At 68.8% G+C, this 16116-nt stretch carries 13 protein-coding genes; 12 read left to right on the forward strand and 1 reads right to left on the reverse strand.

Translation table 11 applies throughout. The annotated features are described in order from the left end of the window. Positions 1–250 precede the first annotated feature (250 nt). The 5 genes from RM779_RS11100 (at position 251) to RM779_RS11120 (ending at position 5944) form a co-directional block, all read left to right on the forward strand. Positions 251–1882, forward strand: a complete 1632-nt coding sequence (locus tag RM779_RS11100; protein WP_311617517.1) for a peptide ABC transporter substrate-binding protein — start codon at positions 251–253, stop codon at positions 1880–1882. An 88-nt stretch (positions 1883–1970) separates the two neighbouring features. After that, on the forward strand, positions 1971–2900 hold the full coding sequence (locus RM779_RS11105) for an ABC transporter permease (protein ID WP_311617518.1): 930 nt from the start codon (positions 1971–1973) through the stop codon (positions 2898–2900). Then, positions 2893–3858 (forward strand): ABC transporter permease, encoded by a 966-nt coding sequence (locus RM779_RS11110; protein ID WP_311617519.1) that lies wholly within the window; start codon positions 2893–2895, stop codon positions 3856–3858. The genes RM779_RS11105 and RM779_RS11110 overlap by 8 nt, the downstream gene beginning before the upstream one ends. A 24-nt stretch (positions 3859–3882) precedes the next feature. Then, positions 3883–4905, forward strand: coding sequence for an ABC transporter ATP-binding protein (locus tag RM779_RS11115; protein WP_311617685.1), 1023 nt, complete (start codon positions 3883–3885; stop codon positions 4903–4905). Further along, complete coding sequence (locus RM779_RS11120; protein ID WP_311617520.1) at positions 4898–5944, forward strand: ABC transporter ATP-binding protein; 1047 nt, start codon at positions 4898–4900, stop codon at positions 5942–5944. The genes RM779_RS11115 and RM779_RS11120 overlap by 8 nt, the downstream gene beginning before the upstream one ends. 60 nt (positions 5945–6004) lie before the next feature. Here RM779_RS11120 and RM779_RS11125 read toward each other — a convergent pair whose 3' ends face one another. Further along, entirely contained in the window at positions 6005–7159 is a 1155-nt protein-coding gene (locus RM779_RS11125; RefSeq protein WP_311617521.1) for a sialidase family protein, read from the reverse strand. A gap of 158 nt (positions 7160–7317) precedes the next feature. Here RM779_RS11125 and RM779_RS11130 point away from each other — a divergent pair, with 158 nt between their 5' ends. From RM779_RS11130 to RM779_RS11160, 7 genes are all read left to right on the forward strand, one after another. Next, positions 7318–8955: a peptide ABC transporter substrate-binding protein gene (locus tag RM779_RS11130; protein WP_311617522.1), complete on the forward strand. Its 1638-nt coding sequence runs from the start codon at positions 7318–7320 to the stop codon at positions 8953–8955. Between the two features lie 5 nt (positions 8956–8960). Continuing rightward, a complete protein-coding gene (locus tag RM779_RS11135; protein WP_077059179.1) occupies positions 8961–9884 on the forward strand; it encodes an ABC transporter permease in 924 nt (307 codons plus the stop codon). Beyond that, positions 9877–10827, forward strand: a complete 951-nt coding sequence (locus RM779_RS11140; RefSeq protein ID WP_311617523.1) for an ABC transporter permease — start codon at positions 9877–9879, stop codon at positions 10825–10827. The genes RM779_RS11135 and RM779_RS11140 overlap by 8 nt, the downstream gene beginning before the upstream one ends. A gap of 27 nt (positions 10828–10854) precedes the next feature. Then, positions 10855–11832, forward strand: a complete 978-nt coding sequence (locus RM779_RS11145; protein ID WP_311617524.1) for an ABC transporter ATP-binding protein — start codon at positions 10855–10857, stop codon at positions 11830–11832. Continuing rightward, a complete protein-coding gene (locus RM779_RS11150; protein ID WP_311617525.1) occupies positions 11825–12874 on the forward strand; it encodes an ABC transporter ATP-binding protein in 1050 nt (349 codons plus the stop codon). Before RM779_RS11145 ends, RM779_RS11150 begins: the two co-directional genes overlap by 8 nt. Before the next feature lie 420 nt (positions 12875–13294). Next, entirely contained in the window at positions 13295–14206 is a 912-nt protein-coding gene (locus RM779_RS11155; RefSeq protein ID WP_394813280.1) for an ABC transporter permease, read from the forward strand. Between the two features lie 37 nt (positions 14207–14243). Next, positions 14244–16061, forward strand: coding sequence for an ABC transporter substrate-binding protein (locus RM779_RS11160; RefSeq protein WP_311617527.1), 1818 nt, complete (start codon positions 14244–14246; stop codon positions 16059–16061). Positions 16062–16116: the final 55 nt, after the last annotated feature.

Raw genomic sequence — 16116 nt, forward strand, 5'->3', positions numbered from 1 at the left:
CCGTCCGGTATCCGGACCGAGGGACTTGACTTACGTCACATCAGTCCGGATACCGGAGAGAGTTCACCTGTGCTTTGTCCGGATATGCGGGTTGTCGTCTCCTCATCTTCATCAAAATGAGATAGCCGATCGGTGGTTTCGCCGCAGGTTTATGCCCAATAGTTGTGGGCATTGCGAACCGGACGCGGGTAGACCTCCGCGCTCCGGGGTTCCCTGTGCATGAAAGCGGATTCCCAAGGAGGCAGAGCCCATGCGTGGTGCGCGCAGCGCCAAGTGGGTCGCCAGTGCGATAGTCGTGGCCCTCGCCGCGACGGCTTGCGGCGGCGGCGATGATGACGGCGGCGACGGCGGTTCGGACGGGGCCGCGGGGAACCCGGATGGCATCGTCCGGATCGACGGTGGTGAGCCGCAGAACCCGCTCATCCCGATGAACACCAACGAGGCCCTCGGCGGCCTGGTGATCGACAACCTCTTCTCCAAGCTCCTCGACTTCGACGACGAGGGCCAGATCTTCATGGTCGCGGCCGAGTCCGTCGAGCCCAACGAGGACAACTCGGTCTGGACGGTGACCCTCAAGGAGGGCTGGACGTTCCACGACGGCACGCCCGTCACCGCCGAGAGCTACGTCAACGCCTGGAACTGGGCGGCGAACGTCACCAACAACCAGAACGGCAGCTTCTGGTTCCAGGACATCGTCGGCTACGAGGACGTGCACCCGGAGGAGGGCGAGCCCACCGCCGACGCGATGTCCGGCCTCCAGGCCGTCGACGAGACCACGTTCACCATCGAGCTGAACGACCCGGTCCCGTACTACGACTACAAGCTGGGTTACTCCACCTTCACCCCGCTGCCGGAGAGCTTCTACGAGGACCCCGAGGCGTTCGGCGAGAGCCCGGTGGGCAACGGCCCCTACTCCTTCGTCGAGTGGAACCACGGCGAGTCCATCGAGCTCACCCGCTACGACGCGTACGCCGGCGAGGACGCCGCGCAGAACGGCGGCATCCACATCCAGGCGTACGACGGCCTGGAGGCCGCGTACACCGACCTCCAGTCGGGCAACCTGGACATCATCCGCCAGGTGGGGCCGCGCGACCTGCCGCTCTACCAGCAGGACCTCGGCGAGGACCGCACCGTCGCCCAGCCCTACAACGGCATCCAGACCATCACGCCGGTCTGGTACCAGTGGGAGGACACCCCGCCGGAGGTGCTCCAGGGCGTCTCCATGGCGATCGACCGGGAGACCATCACCCAGACGGTGCTGAACGGCTCCCGCACCCCGGCCGACAGCTTCGTGCCCCCGGGCGTGTACGGCTACGAGGAAGGCGCCTCGGGCGACATCACCACCTACGACCCGGAGCGCGCGCGCCAGCTGGTCGAGGAGAACGGCGGCATCCCCGGGAACCAGATCACCATCCAGTACAACGCGGACGGTGGTCACCAGGAGTGGGTCGAGGCGGTCTGCAACAGCATCATCGACGCGCTGGACGTGGAGTGCGTCGGCGACTCCAAGGTCGACTTCGACACCGACCTGGAGGCCCGCGAGGCCAATGAGGTCGAGAGCATGTACCGCGGCGGCTGGCTGGCGGACTACCCGCTGAACGTCAACTTCCTGAAGGAGCTGTACGCGTCCTACGCGCACAGCAACTACGGCCGCTTCGAGAACGCCGAGGTCGACGAGCTGTTCGCCGAGGGCGACCGGGCCGCCACGCTGGACGAGGCGGTGGCCGCCTACCAGGAGGCCGAGGCCCTGCTGTGGCAGGAGATGCCGTCCATCCCGCTGTGGTACCAGAACGTCAACGGCGGCTGGGGTCCGAACGTGGAGAACGTGCGCTTCGACACCGCCGGCGTGCCGGTGCTGAACGAAGTCACCGTCAACGAGTGACCACGGGCCGGACAGCAGCGTAAGCGTGCTCGCGGGCCGTCCCCGACCGGGACGGCCCGCGGGCCACGCCGACTGACATGGAGGAATGATGGGGCGCTACGTCGTACGGCGACTGCTCCAGATGATCCCGGTGTTCATCGGGTCGACCTTCATCATCTTCATGATGATGTACGCCCTGCCCGGGGACCCCGTGCGGGCTCTGTGGGGCGAACGGGCCCCGGACGAGGCCCAGATGGCCGCGATCAAAGCGGATCTCGGCCTCGACGACCCGATTCTGCTCCAGTACTGGAATTATCTTGTCGGCCTGGTGCAGGGGGACTTCGGTACCCAGATCCAGAGCAGACGCGAGGTCATCGACGTCATCTCGGACGCGCTGCCCGCCACCCTGCGGCTGACGGCGCTGGCGTTCCTCATCACCGCCGTGGTCGGCATCGGGCTCGGCCTGCTGGCCGGGCTGCGGGCCGGCAAGAAGACGGACCGCGGCATCCTGTTCCTCAGCCTGCTGCTGATCTCGGTGCCGGTGTTCGTCATCGGCTACCTCTACCAGACCTACTTCGGCGTCAAGTGGGGGTGGATCACCCCCACGGTCCGCGACTCGGAGAACTGGGGGGAGCTGCTGCTCCCCGCCCTCGCGCTGGCCTCGCTCTCCCTGGCCTACGTCATGCGGCTGACCCGCTCGACGATCGTGGAGAACCGGCGCGCCGACTACATGCGCACGGCGCGCGCCAAGGGGCTGCCCCAGCGCCGTGTGGTCGGCAACCACCTGCTCCGCAACTCGCTGATCCCGGTGGTCACCTTCCTCGGCGTCGACCTCGGCAACCTGATGGCGGGCGCCATCGTCACCGAGGGCATCTTCAACATCAACGGGATCGGACGGACGGTGTACGAAGCGCTGAACGCGCGGGAGGGCGCGACCGTCGTCGGCATCGTCAGTTTCATCATCATCGTCTACCTGGTGATCGCGCTGCTCGTCGATCTGCTCTACGCGGTGCTCGACCCAAGGATTCGCTATGCCTGAGGCAAGGGCCACCATCGGCAAGAAGGAAGCCGTTCCGTCCGGCGGTGGGGCGGTCCCCGCCGCGGTCGCGGTCGATGCCGGGCCCGCGCCCGGCAAGCCGCGGAGCCTGTGGTCGGACGCGTGGCACGACCTGCGGCGCAAGCCCAGCTTCGTGATTCCCGCGCTGATCATCCTGCTGCTGCTCGTGGTGGCGGCGTTCCCCGGCTGGTTCACCTCGGTGAGCCCACGGGCGGCCGACCTCACGAACAACTACCTGCGCGAGCCTGAGCTGACCCACTTCTTCTCACCGGAGTGGCTCGGCTACAACCAGCAGGGGCAGAGCATCTGGACGCGGATGCTGTACGGCACCCGCGCGTCCATCGTGATCGGCGTCGCGGTGACCGTCCTGGTGACGGTGCTCGGCAGCCTCGTCGGCATGATCGCCGGCTACTTCGGCGGCTGGGTCGACGCGCTGCTCTCCCGGGTCATCGACATCTTCCTGGGCATCCCGTTCCTGCTGGGCGCCATGGTCATCCTGGTCTCCTTCGACACCAGGACCGAGTGGACGGTGACCTTCGCGCTCGCCTTCCTCGGCTGGACGACCGTGGCCAGGGTGATGCGTGGCTCGGTCATCTCGATCAAGCAGTCCGACTACGTGGCCGCGGCCCGTTCGCTCGGCGCCGGCACGTCCCGCATCCTGCTGCGGCACGTCCTGCCCAACGCCATGGCCCCGGTCATCGTGGTCGCCATGATCGCGCTCGGCGGGTACATCACCGCGGAGGCCGTGCTGTCGTTCCTGGGTATCGGCCTGAGCGAGCCGTCCATCTCCTGGGGTGGCGACATCAACCGGGCACAGGGCCAGATCCGGATCGCCGAACACATCCTGCTGTACCCGTCGATCCTGCTGAGCATCACCATCCTGTCCTTCCTGATGCTGGGTGACGCCGTGCGTGACGCCCTCGACCCCAAGCTGCGCTGAGGGAGCACGCTCGTGTCGATCGAAATGACCAAGGCGGACATCCCCGGGGTACCGCTGCTCGAAGTCCGGGACCTGCATGTGGAGTTCCGCACGCGGGAGGGCCAGGCCAAGGCCGTCAACGGCGTCAGCTACACCGTGGACGCCGGGGAGACGCTGGCCGTGCTCGGCGAGTCGGGCTCCGGCAAGTCCGTGACCGCCCAGACCATCATGGGCATCCTGGACATGCCGCCCGGGCGTATCACCGGCGGGGAGATCCTGTTCCGCGGCGAGGACATGCTCAAGATGCCCGAGGACCAGCGGCGTCGGGTGCGCGGCGACAAGATCGCGATGATCTTCCAGGACGCGCTGTCCTCGCTGAACCCGGTGCTGTCGGTGGGCTACCAGCTGGGGGAGATGTTCCGGGTGCACCGGGGCATGTCCCGCAAGGAGGCCAAGGCCAAGTCCGTCGAGCTGATGGACCGGGTGCGCATTCCCGCGGCGAAGGAGCGGGTGAACGACTACCCGCACCAGTTCTCGGGCGGTATGCGGCAGCGCATCATGATCGCGATGGCGCTGGCCCTGGAGCCGGACGTGATCATCGCGGACGAGCCGACGACGGCGCTGGACGTGACCGTCCAGGCGCAGGTGATGGACCTGCTGGCGGAGTTGCAGCGCGACTACAACATGGGGCTCATCCTCATCACCCACGACCTGGGTGTCGTCGCCGACGTGGCCGACAAGATCGCGGTCATGTACGCGGGGCGCATCGTGGAGCACGCCCCGGTGCACGAGCTGTACAAGCGGCCCGCGCACCCTTACACCAAGGGCCTGCTGGACTCGATTCCGCGCCTGGACCACAAGGGCAAGGAGCTGTACGCGATCAAGGGCCTGCCGCCCAGCCTCACGGCGGTCCCGAGCGGCTGCGCGTTCAACCCGCGCTGCGCCATGGCGCGGGACGTCTGCCGGACCGAGGTGCCGCCGCTGGCCGAGGTGACCGAGCGCGACGGCAGCCCGCTGGGCGGCCGGACCAGCGCCTGCCACTTCTGGAAGGAGACGATCCATGGCTGACGAAGCAGCCGGCCCGCGCGAGCCGATCCTCGAAGTCCGCGCACTGGTCAAGCACTTCCCGCTCACCCAGGGCATCCTCTTCAAGCGGCAGGTCGGCGCGGTCAAGGCCGTGGACGACATCTCCTTCACGCTGCGCCAGGGCGAGACCCTGGGGATCGTGGGGGAATCGGGCTGCGGGAAGTCGACGGTGGCCAAGCTCCTGATGAACCTGGAGCAGCCCACCTCCGGGGAGATCCTGTACAAGGGCGAGGACATCTCCAAGCTGTCAGGGCGCGCGCTGAAGGCGGTACGGCGGAACATCCAGATGGTGTTCCAGGACCCGTACACCTCGCTGAACCCGCGCATGACGGTCGGCGACATCATCGGGGAGCCGTTCGAGATCCACCCGGAGGCGGCCCCGAAGGGCGACCGGCGCCGCAAGGTGCAGGAGCTGCTTGACGTCGTCGGGCTCAACCCCGAGTACATCAACCGGTACCCGCACCAGTTCTCCGGCGGCCAGCGGCAGCGCATCGGCATCGCGCGCGGCCTGGCGCTGAACCCGGAGGTCATCATCTGTGACGAGCCGGTCTCCGCGCTCGACGTGTCGGTGCAGGCGCAGGTGATCAACCTGATGGAGCGCCTCCAGAACGAGTACGACCTGGCGTACCTCTTCATCGCGCACGACCTGTCGATCGTCCGGCACATCTCCGACCGGGTCGGGGTGATGTACCTCGGGAAGCTGGCCGAGATCGGCACGGACACCGAGATCTACGACCACCCGACGCACCCCTACACGCAGGCGCTGCTCTCCGCTGTCCCGCAGCCGGACCCCGAGGGCCGCGACACCAGGGAGCGGATCATCCTCACCGGCGACGTGCCGTCCCCGGCGAACCCGCCCTCCGGCTGCCGCTTCCGCACCCGCTGCTGGAAGGCGCAGGACAAGTGCGCCGAGGAGGTGCCGCTGCTCGCCGTGCCCGAGCGGTTCAAGGACAGCGACACCGGCGCGCGGCACGACTCGGCGTGCCACTTCGCGGAGGACAAGGACATCGTCCACGCGTGAACGGCCCGGCCGCCCGGCTCCGGCCGCCCGGCTCCGGCCGCCCGGCTCCGGCCGGGCGGCTCAGCCGCGGTTGCCGCCGAGGATGAGCGTGTGCCAGGTGAACCCGTCGGCGGAGATGCGGTAGTGGCCCGGGTTCCCGATGTCCGTCAGCAGGTAGCCGCCGGGCGTCAGTGCCGGCTCCTCGGGCGGCGGCCCCGGGCGGGTGGTCTCGAACGTAGCGCCGCCGTCCCTGCTGGTGTAGATGCCGTCGTCCGCGTAGACGACGAGGCTGCCGTCCGCGGCGGCGATGGGCGTGCCGAGCAGCGACCTGGGTGAGGCACCGCCCCCGCCGGTCCACACCCGTTCCCAGGTCCGCCCGTCGTCCGCGCTGCGGTGCACCGCGATCAGCGATCCGGCCGTGGTGCCGCGGTACACGTCGCTCAGCAGCACGCCCGTTTCGAACGCGTACAGGGCGTCCTCGGCGGCGACCAGGGCGCGCAGCTCGGCGTGGTGCCCGTGGCCCGGCGGGGTCGGCAGCGGGGGCAGCAGCTCCCAGGTGCGGCCCAGGTCCCGGGTGACGGCGGCGGCCGGTTCGCCGGTGCCGCGGTCCTTGCCGCGCGTCCAGTAGGTGCCGTCGGCCAGCAGGTCGAGCCGGTCGATGCCGGTCAGCGGCGGCTGTTCGGCGAGCACCTTGTACTCGGCGGTGTCCGGCATGAGCACGTTGACCTGCTCGTCCGCCACCAGCAGCGCGCCGCTGGGGATCTCCGGCGCGGTGCCCGCCGGCTCGGCCGGGGCTGGCTGCCAGGTCGCGCCGCCGTCGGTGGTCAGCCAGCTCTCCTCGTGTCCTTCGGCGTCCCGCTGGGACAACCGCGCGCTGCCCGGCCCTGCCACCTGGAGGGTGTGGTCGGTGCCGTCGCCCACCGTCGCGCCCGCCGGGGTGTCCCGCAGCTGCCAGCCGTCGTCCGCCAGCACGGCGGCGCGCACGGCGCAGGCCCCGTCGTCGCGGCAGTCCGTCAGCAGCGCGAAGGCGTGTGCGGCATCGGCGAACCTGAGCAGGACGTCCTGACCTGGCAGTTCGGTGGCCGAGGGGATGCGGGGCGGCTCGGCCGAGGGGGTGGGGAGGAGGGTCGCGGACGGGCTCGGTGCCTCGGTAGGCCCCGGCCGGTCCTGCTGCTCGGCGGTGCAGGCCAGGAGGGTGGCGGCGAGCAGGACGACCGGGGGGAGTGCTGACCGCATGCTTCGGACGATAGCGGAGGACCGCCCTGAGGCATATGGGGGGTTTCGGGCAACACTCCGGGCGGCCCCCGAGGTCGTTCGCCAGCCCTGGGGGATATAAGCGGTTTTATTGGTCTCTGTTGGTCTGCATATGGCTTCACCGGCCCGAGGAGGCACCCATGCGCCGAAGCATCCGCCTGACCAGCGCCGTCGCCGGCCTGACGGTCATCGTCGCGGCGGCCACGGCGTGCGGCGGCGGGGACGACTCGGGGGGCGGGGGCGGCGGGGGGATGATCCGTGCCTCCTGGGGCGATCCGCAGCATCCGCTGGAGCCCGCGAACACCAACGAGGTGCAGGGCGGCAAGGTCCTCGACATGATCTTCCGCGGCCTGAAGCGCTACGACCCGGAGACGGGCGAGGCGAAGGACGAGATGGCGGAGTCGATCGAGACCGACGACCAGCAGAACTTCACCGTCACCATCGAGGACGGCTGGACGTTCAGCGACGGCACGCCCGTGACCGCCGCCTCCTACGTGGACGCCTGGAACTACGGCGCCCACATCGAGAACGCGCAGGTCGCCAGCTACTTCTTCCAGTTCATCGACGGCTACGACGAGGTGCACCCGGCCGAGGAGGACGCCGAGGCCACCGCGGACACCCTCAGCGGCCTGCGCGTCGTCGACGACCACACCTTCACCGTCCGCCTCAGCGAACCGTTCTCCCTGTGGCCGGAAACGCTCGGCTACGCCGCCTACGCGCCGCTGCCGCGGGCGTTCTTCGACGACCACGACGCGTGGCTGGCCAAGCCCATCGGCAACGGCCCCTACGAGATCGAGTCCTACCAGCGCAGCCAGAGCATGACCCTGGTGCGGTACGAGGGCTTCAAGGGCGAGGACGCGGCGCAGAACGACGGCGTGGAACTGCGCGTCTACACCGACAACAACACCGCCTACACCGACCTCCAGGCCGGCAACCTCGACCTGATCGACGACGTGCCCGCCTCTCAGCTCCAGAACGCGCAGAACGATCTCGGCGACCGCTACATCAACCAGCCGGCCGGCATCATCCAGACCGTCTCCTTCCCGCTCTACGAGGAGGCCTGGGAGGGCGAGGACGGCGCCGCGCTGCGCCGCGGGCTCTCCATGGCGATCAACCGCGAGGAGATCACCTCGCGTATCTTCCACGACACCCGCACCCCGGCGAGCGACTTCACCTCCCCCGTGCTCGGCGACGCCGGCGGCTACGAGGAGGGGCTGTGCGGCGAGGTCTGCACCTACGACCCGGACCGCGCCAAGCAGCTGATCGAGGAGGCGGGCGGGCTGCCGGACGGGCGGATCACCCTCACCTCCAACGTGGACACCGGCTCCCACCGGCAGTGGATGGACGCGGTCTGCAACAGCATCAACAACGCGCTGGACGACACCGGCGCCTGCACGGTCAACCCCGTCCCGACCTTCGCCGACTTCCGCAACCAGGTCACCGGCCGTGAGATGACCGGTATGTTCCGCACGGGCTGGCAGATGGACTACCCGCTGATCCAGAACTTCCTCCAGCCGCTCTACTACACGGACGCCTCGTCCAACGACTCCGTCTACCGCAGCGAGGAGTTCGACCGCCTGGTCGACGAGGCCAACTCCGAAGCCGACGAGGCCGAGGCCGTCAACACCTTCCGGGAGGCGGAACGGGTGCTGGTGGAGGATCTGCCGGCGATCCCGCTGTGGTACCAGAACGGGACCGCGGGGCACTCGGAACGCCTTGAGAACGTCAAACTCAACCCGTTCTCCGTCCCGGTCTTCACCGAGATCAAGGTGAGCTAATCCCCATGGGGCGCTACGTCATCCGACGCCTGCTCCAGATGATCCCGGTCTTCATCGGGGCGACCTTCCTCATCTTCGTCATGGTCTACGCCCTCGGCGACCCGGTGTCCGCGCTGTTCGGCGACCGCGGCCCCGACCCGGCCACCGCCAAGGCGCTGCGCGAGGAGTTCAACCTGGACCACCCGCTGTGGCAGCAGTACCTGCTGTACATGGGCAAGATCTTCTCCGGCGACTTCGGCACCGCGTTCAACGGGCAGCCGGTCACCGAGCTGATGGAACGGGCGTTCCCGATCAGCTTCCGGCTCGCGCTGGTCGCCCTCACCTTCGAGATCGTCCTCGGCATCGTGCTCGGCGTCGTCACGGGGCTGCGCCGCGGCCGTTCCCTCGACACCACGGTGCTGATCCTGACCCTGGTCGTCATCGCGGTCCCCACCTTCGTGCTCGGCACCACCGGGCAGTTCTTCCTCGGCGTCGAGGCCGGCTGGATCGACCCGGCGGTCAGCCCGGACGCCCGGCTGGACGAGCTGATCGTGCCCGGCCTCATCCTCGCGCTGGTCTCGCTCGCCTACGTCACCAGGCTCACCAGGACCTCCGTCGCCGAGAACACCCGCGCCGACTACATCCGCACCGCCATCGCCAAGGGGCTGCCGCGCCGCCGGGTGACGGTCCGCCACCTGCTGCGCAACTCGCTGATCCCCGTGGTCACCTACCTCGGCGCGGACATCGGCACCCTGATGGCCGGCGCCATCGTGACCGAGCGCATCTTCAACATCCAGGGCGTCGGCTACCAGCTCTACCAGGGCATTCTGCGGCAGAACTCGCCGACCGTCGTCGGCTTCGTGGTCGTCCTGGTGCTGATCTTCCTGCTGGCGAACCTGCTCGTCGACCTCCTCTACGCCGTGCTCGACCCGAGGATTCGCTATGCCTGACCACCAGTCCGACAAGACCCCGTTCGGCGCCCAGGAGGTGGCCGCCGCCAAGGGGCTGACCGCCGGGACCGCCACCGCGCCCGAGACCACGGCCGCCCGCAGTCTTATGACCGACGCCTGGCACGACCTGCGCCGCAATCCGGTGTTCATCGTGTCCGCGCTGCTGATCCTCTTCCTCGTGGTGATCTCGCTGTGGCCGGGGCTCATCGCCTCCCGCGATCCGCAGCGCTGCGAGCTCGGCCGTTCCCTCGAAGGCCCGTCCGCCGGGCACTGGTTCGGCTTCGACACCCAGGGCTGCGACGTCTACACGCGCACCGTGTACGGGGCGCGCGCCTCCATCACCGTCGGCCTGTGCGCGACCCTCGGCGTCGCCGTGCTCGGCGCGGTGGTCGGCGGCCTCGCCGGGTTCATCGGCGGTTTCTGGGACACGCTGCTCTCCCGCCTGACCGACGTCTTCTTCGGCATCCCGCTGGTGCTCGGCGCCATCGTCTTCCTCAGCATGATCACCCTCACCGGCATCTGGCCGGTGGTGCTGGTGATCGCCGCGCTGAGCTGGCCGCAGATCGCGCGCATCTCCCGCGGTTCGGTCATCACCGCCAAGCAGAACGACTACGTGCAGGCCGCGCGGGCGCTGGGCGCGAGCAATGCCCGGATGCTGCTGCGGCACATCCTGCCGAACGCGGTCGCGCCGGTGATCGTGATGGCGACCATCATGCTCGGCACGTTCATCGCCCTGGAGGCGACGCTCAGCTATCTGGGGGTGGGGCTGCGCCCGCCGACCGTCTCCTGGGGCGTCGACATCTCCGCCGCCTCCGACGGCATGCAGTTCCGCAACGCCCCGCACATCCTGCTGTACCCGGCCGCCGCGCTGAGCCTCACCGTGCTGGCCTTCATCATGCTCGGCGACGCCGTCCGCGACGCCCTGGACCCCAAGCTCCGCTGATGTGAAGCCGAACCGACAGGAGTTGCGATGCTGCTCGACGTCCAGGACCTGCACGTGGACTTCCGCACGCGCGACGGAGTGGTCAACGCGGTCAACGGGGCCGGCTTCTCCGTGGACGAGGGTGAGACGCTGGCCGTGCTGGGCGAGTCGGGCTCCGGCAAGTCGGTGACCGCGCAGGCCGTCATGGGCATTCTCGACACGCCGCCGGGCCGCATCACCCACGGCCGCGTCCTGTTCCGGGGCCGTGACCTGCTCACCCTCGGCCGGGAGGAACGGCGGCGCATTCGCGGCGAGCGGATGGCGATGATCTTCCAGGACGCGCTGTCCTCGCTGAACCCGGTGCTGTCGGTGGGCTACCAGCTGGGGGAGATGTTCCGGGTGCACCGGGACGCCTCCCGCAAGGAGGCGAAGGCCAGGGCCGTCGAGCTGATGGACCGGGTGCGGATTCCGGCGGCCAGGGAGCGGGTGAACGACTACCCGCACCAGTTCTCCGGCGGCATGCGGCAGCGCATCATGATCGCGATGGCGCTCGCCCTCGAACCCGAGCTGGTGATCGCGGACGAGCCGACGACGGCGCTGGACGTGACCGTGCAGGCACAGGTGATGGACCTGCTGGCGGAGTTGCAGCGCGAGTACCGGATGGGCCTCATCCTCATCACGCACGACCTCGGGGTCGTCGCCGACGTGGCCGACAAGATCGCGGTCATGTACGCGGGGCGCATCGTGGAACACGCCCCGGTGCACGACGTGTACAAGCGGCCCGCGCACCCCTACACCAAGGGCCTGCTGGAGTCGATTCCGCGGCTCGACCACAAGGGGGGAGAACTGCTGGCCATCAAGGGCCTGCCGCCGAACCTGCTGCACATCCCCGCCGGCTGCCCGTTCCACCCGCGCTGCCCCCAGGTGCGCGAGGTCTGCCGGCACGATCCGCGCCCGCCGCTGTACGAGGTCGGCGAAGGCCGGTCGAGCGCGTGCCACTTCTGGAAGGAGACGATCGGTGAGTGACGTGGCGCAGAAGTCGCCGGAGCCGATCCTCGAAGTCCGCGGGCTGGTCAAGCACTTCCCGCTCACGCGCGGCATCCTGATCCGGCGCGGGATCGGCGCGGTGCAGGCGGTCGACGGGGTGTCGTTCGACCTGCGGCCGGGCGAGACGCTGGGGATCGTGGGCGAGTCCGGCTGCGGGAAGTCCACCGTGGCCAGACTGCTGATGAATCTGGAGCGGCCGACCGTGGGCAGCATCCTGTACAAGGGCGAGGACATTTCACGGCTTTCCGGGCGGGCGCTGAAGGCGGTGCGGCGGAATATCCAGATGGTGTTCCAGGACCCGTACACCTCGCTGAATCCACGGATGACGGTCGGGGACATCGTGGGGGAGCCGTTCGACATCCATCCGGAGGCCGCGCCGAAGAAGGACAGGCGGCGCAAGGTGCAGGAACTGCTCGATGTGGTCGGGCTCAATCCGGAGTACGTGAACCGGTATCCCCACCAGTTCTCCGGCGGGCAGCGGCAGCGCATCGGGATCGCGCGCGGACTCGCCCTCAACCCGGAGATCATCGTGGCCGACGAGCCGGTCTCCGCGCTCGACGTGTCCGTCCAGGCGCAGGTGATCAACCTGATGGAACGTCTTCAGCAGGAGTTCGGCCTGGCGTACATGTTCATTGCGCACGATCTGTCCATCGTGCGGCATATCTCCGACCGGGTCGCGGTCATGTATCTGGGCCGGATCGTCGAAACGGGCACCGATCAGGAGATTTACGAGCACGCCACCCATCCGTACACGCAGGCGCTGCTGTCCGCCGTTCCCGTGCCCGACCCCGAGCTCAGTCGCAGCCGCGAACGCATCATTCTCGTGGGAGACGTGCCGTCCCCGGCCGATCCGCCGTCCGGCTGCCGTTTCCGCACCCGCTGCTGGAAGGCGCAGGCGCTGTGCGCGGAAGTGGACCCGCCGCTCGCCGTGCCCGCCGAGTTCGCCGCGGCCACGGGGCCGGTGCGGCACGCCTCCGCCTGTCACTTCGCCGAGGACAAGGGGCAGTTGGTCAGCGGCTGAGTGCGGATGTGCACCGGGGCGGCGCCTGCCTTCCGGCCGCGCCGCCCCGGTCTACGGCACCCGCACGGCCGTACCGCCACAGTCTGGGCCGTTCGCATATCGGTATAGGGTCTGGGGTGTTGCCGCCTTGTTAACAGGCCGGGTCACCACTTATCCCCACATTCCCGATCGCCGATGGCGCGGTCAAGCACGTTTTCGTGCCGATCTGCATAATCTTCGCTCACCAAAATGACCGTCATAGGTTTATACCATTGCTACTCCTTGACGGCTGTCTGTGTGCCTTGCCACAGTCGCGATCTACACGCATCGCATGCGCAGGACCGCACCCGTCGGGGGGACTTGATGTCCAGCCAAACCGTGGCCGCCGAGGCCGTTCCGGTCGTCGAGGCCGGCGCCGTCGGCCGCTCGCCCGGCCGGCTGATGTGGCGCCGCTTCCGGCGTGACCGGGTTGGTGTCATCTCCGCCTGTGTCGTGCTGTTCTTCTTCGCCGTCGGACTGTTCGCGCCGGTCATTTCCTGGCTGTACGGAAAGGACCCGTACACCAGATACGGCCAGTTGGAGAGCGGTCTGCTCAACGAGTACGGCTATCCCGTCAAGCCCAACGGCGGTATCGATGGCGAATTCTGGTTCGGGCTCGAACCCGGCACCGGACGTGACGTTTTCATGGAGCTGGTCTACGGAATACGCACATCCCTCCTCATCGCCCTCGCCGTCACGATTCTCGCCACGCTCACCGCGATCGTGCTCGGCATCGCCGCCGGCTACCTCGGCGGCCGGTGGGACACCGCCATCAGCCGCCTCATCGACCTGCTGATGGCCTTTCCGCAGCAGCTGTTCTTCGTCGCGTTCCTGCCGATCATCGCCACCCTCTTCGTCGACCCGCGGCAGGAGACACCGACCCACGTCAAGGTGATCTCCGTCATCATCGTCCTGTGGGCGCTCGGGTGGATGACACTCGGCCGCATCCTGCGCGGCGCCACCCTCTCCCTGCGCGAACGCGAGTTCGTCGAGGCGGCCAAGGTGAGCGGCGCCTCCCCGTGGCGCATCATCCGCAAGGAGCTGCTGCCCAACGTGGTCTCGCCGATGCTGGTGCAGGCCACCTACATGCTGCCGAACTTCGTCACCACCGCCGCCGCGCTGTCCTTCCTCGGCGTGGGCCTCACCGAGCCCACCCCCGACTGGGGCCGGATGTTCGCCACCGCGGCCGAGGTGTACCGCAGCGACATCACCTACATGTTCTTCCCCGGGGTCTCGATGGTGATCTTTATCGTCGCCTTCAACCTCCTGGGGGATTCGGTCCGGGACGCCTTCGACCCCAAGACCGTCCGATGACATCCCTCAACAGGAACGGGCAGGTGCACAGCAACCCATGAGCATCCACACCTTGCGCAGAGGGCGCACGGCCGGGGTGTCGATCGCCCTGGCGGGCGCGCTGCTCCTCGGCGCGTGCAGCGGCGGCGGAGGCGGCGGGGCCGAAGACGGCGAGAACGGCGAGGAGCGGTCCGCCCCCGAGGAACTGACCTCCATATCCTTCGGCGACGAGGCGGCCTCCACCGGACCCGCGGAAGAAGTGCCCGACGCCCAGCCTGGCGGCACGGTCAACGTGTTCGAGGACATCCCGCCGGACCACCTGGACCCGGCGCAGATCTACGTCCAGCACGAGCAGAACATCGCCCGCCTCGTCCACCGCGGCCTCACCGCCGTGAAGCTGGACAACGACGGCAACTACACCGTGGTCGGCGACCTGGCGACGGACTCCGGGCAGGTCTCGGAGGACGGCCTGACGTGGACGTACACCCTGAAGGACGACATCTTCTTCGCCGACGGGACGCCCATCACCTCCGCCGACATCCGGCACACGTTCGAGCGGCAGTTCGCGCCGTTCATCACCCAGGGTCCCACCTACATCCAGCAGTGGCTGGCCGACGCGGACGGCACCGACTACCGCGAACTGCTGCCCGAGGGCCCCTACAACGGCGACCACCTGCCCGATTCCGTGCTGGAGACCCCGGACGAGCGCACGGTCGTCTTCCACTTCGCCCAGCCGCAGAACGACCTGCCGTACGCCCTGTCGATCGCCGGCTACGCGGTGGTCTCCGAGGAGCACGACACGCGGGAGGCGTACGACCAGGAGCCGATGACCTCCGGGCCCTACCGCATCGAGGAGCACCGCCCCGGCCGTTCCATGACGCTCACCAGGAACGAGCACTGGGTCCCCGAGACCGACCCGACGCGGAACGCCTACCCGGACGCCTTCGAGATCAGCTTCGGGCACAGCCAGGAGGACTCCACCGCCCGGCTGATGGCCGACAACGGCGAGAACCGGAACGGCATCAGCTTCAGCAACGGGCTCGACCCTGGCAACGGCCCGACCGTGATGGAGGACCCGCAGTACCGTGAGCGGCTGGTCGACGGCTACCAGTCCTACGTGTGGAGCCTCGCCATCAACATGGACACCGTCACCGACGAGCGCGTCCGGCAGGCCATCGCCTACGCGCTGCCGCTCAACGGCATCCTCAACGCGTACGGCGGCTCCATCGGCGGCCAGTACACCGCCAGCATGATCAGCCCGCTGCTGCCCGGCTACCAGCCGGACTACGACCCGTTCGGCAAGGTCGCCAACCCGCAGGGTGACGCGGAACGCGCCCGCGAACTGCTGGAGGAGGCCGACGCCGTCGGCTTCGAGCTGTCCTTCGTGCACCACACCGCCGCCGAGGACCAGCAGGCCGCCGTCGCCATCGCCGACGCCCTGGAGACGGCCGGCTTCGAGGTCAACCGCAGCGAGGTCCCGCCGGAGACCTACTACGACACCATTGGCGTCGTCGACGGCGGCTACGACATCTACCGCAGCAGCTGGGGCCACGACTGGCTGTCCGCCGGCACCGTGATCCCGCCGCTGTTCGACGGCCGGCAGATCCAGGACGGCGCGTCCAACTACAGCCACCTGAACGACGAGCACGTCAACGCGGAGATCGACCGCATCCGCGGCATCGAGGACGCGGCCGAGGCGGCCGCGGCCTGGGTCGAACTGGACGCGTACATCCAGGAGGAGCTGGTGGCGGCCGTGCCCGCATTCGCCTACCGGCAGACGATCATGCACGGCTCGATGATCGGCGGCGCGGTGTTCAACGACGACTTCGGCACCGTCGACATGCGCCGCATCTACGTCATCCAGGACGAGAGTTAGCCACCCGCCGGCCGGCCCGGACGACCGGGGCCGGCCGGCGCACGGCACCTACCGA

The sequence above is a fragment of the Streptomyces johnsoniae genome (assembly GCF_031845565.1).
Classification (GTDB): Bacteria; Actinomycetota; Actinomycetes; order Streptomycetales; family Streptomycetaceae; genus Streptomyces; species Streptomyces johnsoniae.

Bases quoted from the DNA above. Each gene is read 5' to 3' on its own strand.
- RM779_RS11120 (WP_311617520.1), top strand. From the start codon at position 4,898: ATGGCTGACGAAGCAGCCGGCCCGCGCGAGCCGATCCTCGAAGTCCGC.
- RM779_RS11110 (WP_311617519.1), top strand. From the start codon at position 2,893: ATGCCTGAGGCAAGGGCCACCATCGGCAAGAAGGAAGCCGTTCCGTCC.
- RM779_RS11140 (WP_311617523.1), top strand. From the start codon at position 9,877: ATGCCTGACCACCAGTCCGACAAGACCCCGTTCGGCGCCCAGGAGGTG.
- RM779_RS11105 (WP_311617518.1), top strand. From the start codon at position 1,971: ATGGGGCGCTACGTCGTACGGCGACTGCTCCAGATGATCCCGGTGTTC.
- RM779_RS11160 (WP_311617527.1), top strand. From the start codon at position 14,244: ATGAGCATCCACACCTTGCGCAGAGGGCGCACGGCCGGGGTGTCGATC.
- RM779_RS11135 (WP_077059179.1), top strand. From the start codon at position 8,961: ATGGGGCGCTACGTCATCCGACGCCTGCTCCAGATGATCCCGGTCTTC.
- RM779_RS11125 (WP_311617521.1), bottom strand. From the start codon at position 7,159: ATGCGGTCAGCACTCCCCCCGGTCGTCCTGCTCGCCGCCACCCTCCTG.
- RM779_RS11155 (WP_394813280.1), top strand. From the start codon at position 13,295: ATGTGGCGCCGCTTCCGGCGTGACCGGGTTGGTGTCATCTCCGCCTGT.
- RM779_RS11130 (WP_311617522.1), top strand. From the start codon at position 7,318: ATGCGCCGAAGCATCCGCCTGACCAGCGCCGTCGCCGGCCTGACGGTC.
- RM779_RS11145 (WP_311617524.1), top strand. From the start codon at position 10,855: ATGCTGCTCGACGTCCAGGACCTGCACGTGGACTTCCGCACGCGCGAC.
- RM779_RS11100 (WP_311617517.1), top strand. From the start codon at position 251: ATGCGTGGTGCGCGCAGCGCCAAGTGGGTCGCCAGTGCGATAGTCGTG.
- RM779_RS11115 (WP_311617685.1), top strand. From the start codon at position 3,883: ATGACCAAGGCGGACATCCCCGGGGTACCGCTGCTCGAAGTCCGGGAC.